At 72.5% G+C, this 8,583-nt stretch carries 5 protein-coding genes; all 5 read left to right on the top strand.

Features of this window, described 5'->3' with window-relative positions; genetic code table 11:
- Nucleotides 1-132 precede the first annotated feature (132 nt).
- The 5 genes from AB0B89_RS17970 to AB0B89_RS17950 all read left to right on the top strand — a co-directional run bounded on the left by AB0B89_RS17970 (nucleotide 133) and on the right by AB0B89_RS17950 (nucleotide 8,550).
- A complete protein-coding gene (locus tag AB0B89_RS17970; RefSeq protein WP_358553634.1) occupies nucleotides 133-1,746 on the top strand; it encodes a hypothetical protein in 1,614 nt (537 codons plus the stop codon).
- Between the two features lie 209 nt (nucleotides 1,747-1,955).
- On the top strand, nucleotides 1,956-4,310 hold the full coding sequence (locus AB0B89_RS17965; RefSeq protein ID WP_358553632.1) for an AAA family ATPase: 2,355 nt from the start codon (nucleotides 1,956-1,958) through the stop codon (nucleotides 4,308-4,310).
- Nucleotides 4,311-4,537: 227 nt separating this feature from the next.
- Nucleotides 4,538-5,521: an ABC transporter permease gene (locus AB0B89_RS17960; RefSeq protein WP_358553630.1), complete on the top strand. Its 984-nt coding sequence runs from the start codon at nucleotides 4,538-4,540 to the stop codon at nucleotides 5,519-5,521.
- 3 nt (nucleotides 5,522-5,524) lie between these two features.
- Nucleotides 5,525-6,433 carry an ABC transporter permease gene (locus AB0B89_RS17955; RefSeq protein WP_358553640.1) on the top strand — a complete coding sequence of 303 codons (909 nt, stop codon included), beginning with the start codon at nucleotides 5,525-5,527 and terminating at the stop codon, nucleotides 6,431-6,433.
- Nucleotides 6,430-8,550: an ABC transporter ATP-binding protein gene (locus AB0B89_RS17950; RefSeq protein ID WP_358553628.1), complete on the top strand. Its 2,121-nt coding sequence runs from the start codon at nucleotides 6,430-6,432 to the stop codon at nucleotides 8,548-8,550. Before AB0B89_RS17955 ends, AB0B89_RS17950 begins: the two co-directional genes overlap by 4 nt.
- Nucleotides 8,551-8,583 lie beyond the last annotated feature (33 nt).

Genomic DNA, 8,583 nt, shown 5'->3' with positions numbered 1-8,583 from the left:
AACCCGATGCAGACGTTCCCAATCGCCTTCCGGATACGCCGAGAGCAGAATGTGTCGTTAAGTGACGTGAATCGAGGTCCGCCTGACGCGGAAGCACCCGGCTCCTGGGCCGCGCGGCTGAGGATGGGCTCGATGCTCCGCAGGCTCCCCGGCCGGTGGCGGGACTCCTGGGCCCACGCGCGGCAGGCCGTGCGGTTCGCCCCCGAGCAGCCCGACCCGCACGTCCTCATCGGCGACCTCGCCCTGCTGCGGGGCGATCACGAGCAGGCGGCCATGGCCTACCGGGCCGCGCTGCGCAGGGACGACGGGCACCCGGGCGCGCGGATCAACCTCGGCCTGACGTTCCTGCGGTGGGAACGGCCCCGCGACCACCACGATCCCACGTGGACGGTCGACCCCAGGGAGACCGGCCGCTCCCGCCGCGCCCTGGAGGTGTGGGCCCGGCAGGTACGGGCGCTCATGGCGATCTCCCTGGCCGTCGTCACCGTCCTGGCCTTCTGGTACGACCTGCGCGTGGAGGCGCTCGCCGGCGGCGCGGCCGTCATGGTCCTGGTGCTGGTGGCGACCGTACGGCAGGCCAGAAGGATCACGGTGTGGAAGTACGTGCCAGGGATGCTCGCGCGCGACCTGTGGCTCTCCGTGGCCGTGTCGGTCACCTTCCTGGTGGTGGCGGCGTACGTGGCGGCGCTGGCCACCCTGCCTGCCTGGTCGCTCGCGGGCGAGGTCGTCCCGCTGGTCGCCTCCGCCACCGCGCCCACCGTGGTCCGGTGGGAGGACGTCGTCGGCGGGTTCTGGGCCGGGCTGCTCGGGCTGGTGCTCTTCAACGGGGTGGCCGTGCTGGTCCTCCGGGCCTTCACCGAGGCGTGGCGGGGCAGGCCCGTACGGGCGCTCGCCGAGTTCACCGCCGTCCCGCCCGAGCGGGTCGCGCGGCGGAACACCGGCGTGACCCTGTGGATCGTCGCCGCGCGCCTGTGGTTCCTGGTGGCGGTGCTCGCCGTGCTGGCCGTGCTGCCCCTGGTGGCCGCCGAGCGCCGGGCCGCGCTGGCGGGGGTCTGCGTCCCGGTCGCCATGTTGTACGTGCGCGGACGGGGCGGGCTGCGGTCACGGACGCGCGAGATCCTTCGCGCCGACTGGTGGCTGGCGGTGGCGCTGGCGTTCCTGTTCGTCGCCTCCGCCGCGCTGGTGGTGGCGGGAGCCGTACCCGCGCTCGGCCTGGCCCCCCGGCTCGGCGAGCGGGCGTGGTGGACGGTCGCGGGAGCGCTCCTCGTCGTGGTGCTCGCGTTCGTGGCACGGGCCGCGCGCGCCTGGTGGCGGGGGTCGGCCGGGCCGTGGCGGGCGTCCCTGATCCTCTGCGAGGGATGCGGTCCCCGCCTGCCCGGCGAGGTCGGCCCGTCCGTCGCGCTCAGCCCCGAGGTGCGGCGGGCCTTCACGTACTCCCGCAGCGTCGTGCTGTCCTACACCGACGCCGGGGGCCCGCGCACGCTCGCCGTCGGGGCCGTGACCTCGGTGAGCGCGTCGGGAGAGCTGCGCCTGATCGCCGCCGAGGAGGCGTGGGCCGCGGCGGAGCGCGATCCGCGGGTGGCCGTCTTCGTCGCCGACCCGATCGAGCGGCGCTTCTGGGCAGAGGTCCGCGGGATCGCCCTCGCCGACCCCGCGGAGGACGTGCTGCGGGTGACGCCCAAGCACGTCCTCGTCGGCGAGTACCCCGGCCGCCACGAGGCCCGCAACTCCCCCCGCAGACCCTGACCCTCCGCCGCCACGCAGCCCGCGCGGACCCCGATCCTCCCGCGGCGGCGAGGCCCCGGCCCGCCGGTAAGCGCGGTGCCGCGCGTGTCCCCGCCCGTCGGGGGCTCCTCTCCGTAGGGACCTCGCGGCGCGTTGTGAAGGGCACGGGCCCGGGGACGCGCGCGTGGGCCCTTGGTGCGGTATAACCGGGAGGCGACCGGGGAGGCAAAATGCGGGACTCCGACAGGGCCCGGCCGGCGGGGCGCGCCGCGGCCCGTGATGCGTTCGAGCATGTCCGACTACGTTATTTCCAGCTTTCCCGTACCACGAGACGGGTCATGTTCGCGGCCGTCCTCGTCGGGGCCCTGATCATCGCGGTCGTCCTCGGCTGGTCGCCCTTCTCGACGTTCCTCACCACCCTGTTACTTCTTGGTTTCGCCGAGCTGACCCTGCGCTTCCCCCGCGCCGCCGCGACCGTGGTCGTCCTGCTGGCGTGGTCGTGCGTGATGGTGGTCATGGGCGGCTACGTGCAGCCGCATTCCGCGCTGCCCACCCTGTTCATCCTGCTCGGCGTGCTGACCGGGGTCGCCGCCCACCTGATCAGGTGGGTGACGCCCTGGGTGACCACGCTCGCCGCCCTCGGCGCGGCGGCCATGGTCACCTTCGCCGTGGCCACGTTCTCCGCCGACGGCGCCGTCTGGGCGGCGTACGGCGTGGCCGCCGCCGTCCTGGCCTACCGCCTCGTCCAGGCGAGCCAGGCGCGCCGCAGGCTCACTGCCGCGCAGGCGCAGGCGTCGTCCGCCCAGGCCAGGCAGCGTGTCAGGGAAGGCGGCGGCGAGCGCGACGGCCTGCCCGAGCGCGGCACGCCCCCGCCGATCTCCGTCGAGGAGGCCCTCGGCGAGCTCGAAAGCATGATCGGCCTGGAGCCGGTCAAGGAGCAGGTTCGCTCGATCGCGGCCTCGATCGAGGCGTCCCGGCTGCGCGCCGAGGCCGGGTACTCCACCGGGCAGCCGATGCGCCACTTCGTCTTCGTGGGCCCGCCGGGCACGGGCAAGACCTCCGTGGCGCGCACGGTCGCCAAGATCTTCTACGCGTTCGGCCTGCTGGAGACGCCCTTTGTCGTCGAGGCGCAGCGGGCCGACCTGGTCGGCGAGTACCTCGGCGCCACGGCCATCAAGACCAACGAGCTAATCGACCAGGCGCTCGGCGGGGTGCTGTTCGTCGACGAGGCGTACAGCCTGATGAACTCCGGCGAGGGGCAGCCCGACCGGTTCGGCGCGGAGGCCGTGCAGACCCTGCTCAAGCGCGCGGAGGACGACCGCGACCGGCTCATCGTCATCCTGGCCGGCTACGAGAAGGAGATGACGACCTTCCTCGGCTCCAATCCCGGCCTGTCCTCGCGGTTCTCCACCCGGGTCAAGTTCCCGGGCTACTCGCCGTCCGAGCTGCTGCGCATCACCGAGGTGCTGCGGGCGCGTCGGGGCGAGCGGCTGTCGCCGGACGCCCCTCCCGTGCTGCTCGGCCTGTTCGAGGACGTTCACCGCCGCGGGCTCACCGACGAGCTGGGCAACGCGCGGTTCGCCCGCAGCCTGGTCGAGGCGGCGGCCCAGGCCCGCGACGTGCGCGTGGTGGGCGCGGGCGGCTCTCCCAGCCGTGAGGATCTCGTCACCACGACGACCGCCGATCTCACCAAGGCGTTCTACGAGATCACCGCCAGGTTCCGCGGCTACCAGGCCACGCCGAGCCTGGAGGAGGCCCTCGCCGATCTCGACCGCATGGCCGGCCTCGAACCGGTCAAACGGCAGGTCCGGGCCATCGCGGCGCAGCTGCGGGTCGCGCGGATGCGCCAGGAGCAGGGGCTGCCGGCCCCGCCGCAGATGCGGCACTTCGTCTTCGTCGGGCCGCCCGGCACCGGCAAGACCACCGTGGCCCGCGTGCTCGGCCGCATCTTCGCCGCGCTCGGGCTGCTGTCGCGTCCCGACGTGGTGGAGGCCTCCCGCGCCGACCTCGTCGGCCAGCACCTCGGCGCCACGGCGATCAAGACCAACGAGCTGGTCGACCGCGCGCTCGGCGGGGTGCTGTTCGTCGACGAGGCGTACAGCCTGGTCAACAGCGGCTACCAGGGGGGAGACGCCTTCGGCGCCGAGGCCGTGCAGACCCTGCTCAAGCGCGCCGAGGACGACCGCGACCGCCTCGTCATCATCCTCGCCGGGTACGCCTCCGAGATGGAGCGCCTCCTTGCCACCAACCCCGGCCTGTCCAGCAGGTTCAACCAGCGCGTGGCGTTCCCGTCGTACAGCCCGGCAGAGCTCACCGAGATCGCGGGGCTGCTGGCGGAGCACTCGGGCGACCGCTTCGACGAGTCGGCCAAGCGCGACCTCGCCGATGTGTTCTCCTGGGTCTGCGCCGAGGGCCTGATCGACGAGCTGGGCAACGGCCGCTTCGCCCGCTCGTTGTTCGAGCGGGCCGCGCTGGGGCGCGACGTACGGCTCGCCGGGCGCGGCGGCACCGCGAGCGCCGAGGACCTCACTACGATCACCAGCGACGACGTGCGTACGGCGGTGGACGAGCTCGCCGACCGCTAGACCGGGCCCGCCCGTCGCCTGACAGGGCTCGCCACCGGCGATCGCCGGTGGCGATCGCGAGCGGCCGGGGCCGGGTACCTGGAGCCCTCGGAGCCGACACCTTGCCCGATTGGCCACTTTCTTGTCACCAGATGGTTACGTCGTGTAGCAGGATGGGCACGGAGGGTCGCGGTCCGCCCCTCGCGCGGGTCATCCGGCATGACGTGGCAATCGGGGGAAGGGGGGCGATGGCAGGGTTCCTGCTCCGCCGGTTGGTCAACTACGCGGTGTTGATCGCCGTCGCCACGAGCCTGGCGTACATGCTGGCCGCCACCGCGCTCAACCCGCGGTCCAACTACGAGGGGCGCACTCCCCGGCCGCCCGCCTCGGTGGTCGACGCCCAGCTCACGCAGTACAACCTGAACGACCACACCCCGCTGTTCGAGCGCTACCTCAGATGGGCGGGGGGAGTGGCGCACGGCGACTTCGGCAGGACGTGGAACGGCGACAGGGTCGACGCCGAGCTCCGGCGCCGGCTCGGCGTCACGCTGCGGCTGATCCTGCTAGGGGTGGTGCTCGGCAGCGTGGCCGGGGTGCTCATCGGGGCCTGCGCGGCGGTGAGACAGTACGGCTGGTTCGACCGGCTGTCCACCGTGGCCGCCTTCCTCGTGCTCGCGATCCCGACCGTCGTGCTGGCGAACATGCTGATCATCGGCGCGGTCTGGCTGAACGACCATCTCGGCACCCAGCTCTTCCTGGTCAGCGGCGAGGCCACCCCGGGCCTCGGCGGCGGCGCGGGGGCGGCGCTGCTCGACCGCGTCAAGCACCTCGCCCTGCCGACGCTCTCGCTCGCCGTCGGGCAGGTCGCCGTCTACAGCCGCTACCAGCGCAACATGATGCTCGACGTGCTAGACGCCGACTTCGTCCGCACGGCCATGGCCAAGGGGCTCCGCCGGCGCACGGCACTGGTCAAGCACGCACTGAGGACCGCGCTGATCCCTGCGGTCACCTACTTCGCGTTCACCTTCGGCTCGCTGCTGGTCGGCGCGACGATCACCGAGTCGGTCTTCGGCTGGCACGGCATGGGGGAGGAGCTCGTGGCCTCCATCCGCACCAACGACGTCAACATGGTCGCGGCGATCAGCTGCTTCGCCGCGCTGGCCGTGCTGCTCGCCTCGCTGGCCTCCGACGTGCTGCACGCCTTCCTCGACCCCCGGGTGCGGGTGGGCTAGATGATGACGCTGCCCGAGGAGGAGTTCGCCGAGGTCGAGGCGGAGGCCGAGCGCGTCCGCATCCCATCCAGGGCCCGGGTGGTGGCCGCGCGCTTCTTCCGCACCAGGCAGGGGCGGCTGGGCTTCGGCCTGCTGACGTGCATGTTCCTGCTGGCCTTCCTCGGCCCGCTGTTCTACCGCTGGTCCTACACCGACATGGACTTCACGGCGTTCATGCAGCCGCCCTCACCCGGCCACTGGTTCGGGACGCTCCAGACCGGGTCCGACGTGTTCGCCCTGACGCTGCGCGGGGCGCAGAAGTCGCTGATCGTCGGCCTGCTCGTCGCGGTGCTGTCGACCGGGGTCGCGGCGACGGTCGGCTCGTTCGCCGGCTACTTCCTCGGCTGGACCGACCGCACGCTGATGTGGGTGGCCGACCTGCTCCTCGTCCTGCCGGCGTTCCTGATCCTCGCCATCATGTCCCCGCTGTTCACCGGGGGGCGCTGGCTGCTGTTCGTGATCATGCTGGCGCTGTTCCTGTGGATGGTCACCTCCAAGATCGTGCGGGGGATGACCAAGGCGATCAAGGAGCGAGAGTACATCATGGCGGCGCGGTTCATGGGGGTGCCGCCCTCGATCATCATCTTCAGGCACGTCATCCCGAACCTGGCGTCTCTGCTGATCGTGGACGCGACGCTGAACGTCAGCGCCGCCATCCTCACCGAGACGAGCCTGTCGTACTTCGGGTTCGGCATCCAGCCGCCCGACGTCTCGCTCGGCAGCCTGATCGCCGACGGCGGAAGGACCGCGCTGTACGCCCCGTGGTCGTTCTGGTTCGCCGCGGGCGGCCTGGTCGTCATGATCCTCGCGGTCAACCTGATCGGCGACTCCCTGCGCGACGCCTTCGATCCCGGCGCCCGGAGGCCCAGGTGAGCGGCCGGCCGGTGCTGGAGGTGCGCGACCTGGAGGTGAGCTTCGGCGACGTCCGGGCCGTACGCGAGGTCAGCTACTCGGTCGAGGGGGGCGAGGTGCTCGGCGTCGTGGGCGAGTCGGGCGCGGGCAAGTCGGTCACCTCACTGGCGGTGATGGGCCTGCTGCCCCGGCACGCCAAGGTGACCGGCTCGGTGCTCCTGCACGGCGAGGAGCTGCTGGGCGCCTCCGAGAAGGATCTCGCCGCCTTCCGCGGCAGGACCATGTCGATGGTCTTCCAGGACCCGCTCTCGGCGATGACCCCGGTCTACCGCGTGGGAGACCAGATCGCCGAGGCCGTGCGCGTCCACCAGAGGGTGGGCCGCCGGCGCGCGGCCGAGCGGGCCGTGGAACTGCTCGACCTGGTGGGCATCCCCAACCCCGGGCAGCGGGCCAGGGCCTTCCCGCACGAGTTCTCCGGGGGCATGCGGCAGCGCGCCATGATCGCCATGGCGATCGCCAACGACCCCGACGTCATCATCTGCGACGAGCCCACCACCGCGCTTGACGTCACCATCCAGGCCCAGGTCCTTGAGGTGCTGAAGACGGCCCAGCGCGAGACCGGCGCGGCGATCGTGCTGATCACCCACGACCTCGGGGTGGTGGCGGGCTTCGCCGACCGCGTGCTCGTCATGTACGCGGGGCGCGAGGTGGAGGTCGGCACCGTGCGCGACGTGTACTACCGCTCGCGCATGCCGTACACCATCGGCCTGCTGGCCTCGGTGCCCCGCGTGGACGCGGGCAAGGAGACGCCGCTCGTGCCGATCGAGGGCAATCCTCCCTCTCTGGCCGAACTGCCGCCCGGCTGCCCGTTCGAGCCTCGATGCCCGATGGCCGTCCCCGAGTGCGTGGCCGCCGAGCCGCCGCTGGCGGAGGTGGCTCCCGGTCACCGGGCCGCGTGCGTTCGCGCGCACGAGATCGGCTCGGCCCCCCCTCCGGACACCGCTCCGCCCCACGCCGTCCCGCCCGGCGTCGTCGCTGAGACCGGCGCCCCCCACGCCGTCCCGGCCCTCGCCGCGCCGCCCCCTGCCGTCCCCTCCGCCGTCCCGTCGTCGCCCGTACGGCCGCCACGTGAGCGGCGCGCCGTGGTGCTCCAGGTCGACGACCTGGTGAAATACCACCCCGTGATGAAGGGCGCGGTCTTCAGGCGCCGGGTCGGCACGGTCCGCGCCGTCGACGGCATCGGCTTCGACATCCGCGAGGGGGAGACGCTCGGCCTGGTGGGGGAGTCCGGGTGCGGCAAGACGACGGCGCTCATGGAGATCCTTGAGCTGTCCAGGCCCGAGCGGGGCCGCGTCGTCGTGTTCGGGCATGACACCGCCGGGCTGACCCCGCGCGACCGCATGGCCGTCCGGCGGCGCATGCAGGTCGTCTTCCAGGATCCCCTCGCCTCCCTGGACCCCCGCATGACCGTCCACGACATCGTGGGAGAGCCCCTGGCGGCCCACGGGTGCAAGGACATCGGTCCCCGGGTGCGTCGGCTGCTCAGGCTCGTCGGCATGGACCCGGCGGACGCCTCCCGCCACCCCCAGGACTTCTCCGGCGGCCAGCGCCAGCGCATCGCCGTCGCCCGGGCACTGGCCCTGCGACCCCGGCTGATCGTGCTCGACGAGCCGGTCTCCGCGCTCGACGTGTCCATCCAGGCCGGGGTGATCAACCTTCTCGAAGACCTCGGGCGCCGTCTCGGCCTGTCCTATCTCTTCGTGGCCCACGACCTGTCGGTGGTGCGGCACATCGCCGACCGCGTGGCCGTGATGTACCTCGGCAGGATCGCCGAGATCGGCCGGGTGGGCGAGGTGTACGGCTCGCCGATGCATCCGTACACCCAGGCGCTCCTGTCCGCCGTGCCGATCCCCGACCCCGACAAGGAGCGGGAGCGCCGCCGCATCCTGCTCGACGGGGACCTCCCCAGCCCCGCGAACCCCCCTTCGGGCTGCCGGTTCCGCACCCGGTGCCCCAAGTTCAAGGCCCTCACTGATGTGCGCCGGGTGCGCTGCGTCGAGGAGGAGCCCGAGGTCCGCCCGTTAGGGGACGACCACGGAGCCTCCTGCCACTACGCGGAGAAGCTCGACGTCGTTTAGCGGGCAATGCCGGACATAGACCTATATATAGGG

The organism is Sphaerisporangium sp. NPDC049002 (assembly GCF_040649355.1).
Taxonomy (GTDB): domain Bacteria; phylum Actinomycetota; class Actinomycetes; order Streptosporangiales; family Streptosporangiaceae; genus Sphaerisporangium.
The sequence above is the reverse complement of the archived record's forward strand: the minus strand, read 5'-3'. Positions and strand labels throughout refer to the sequence as shown.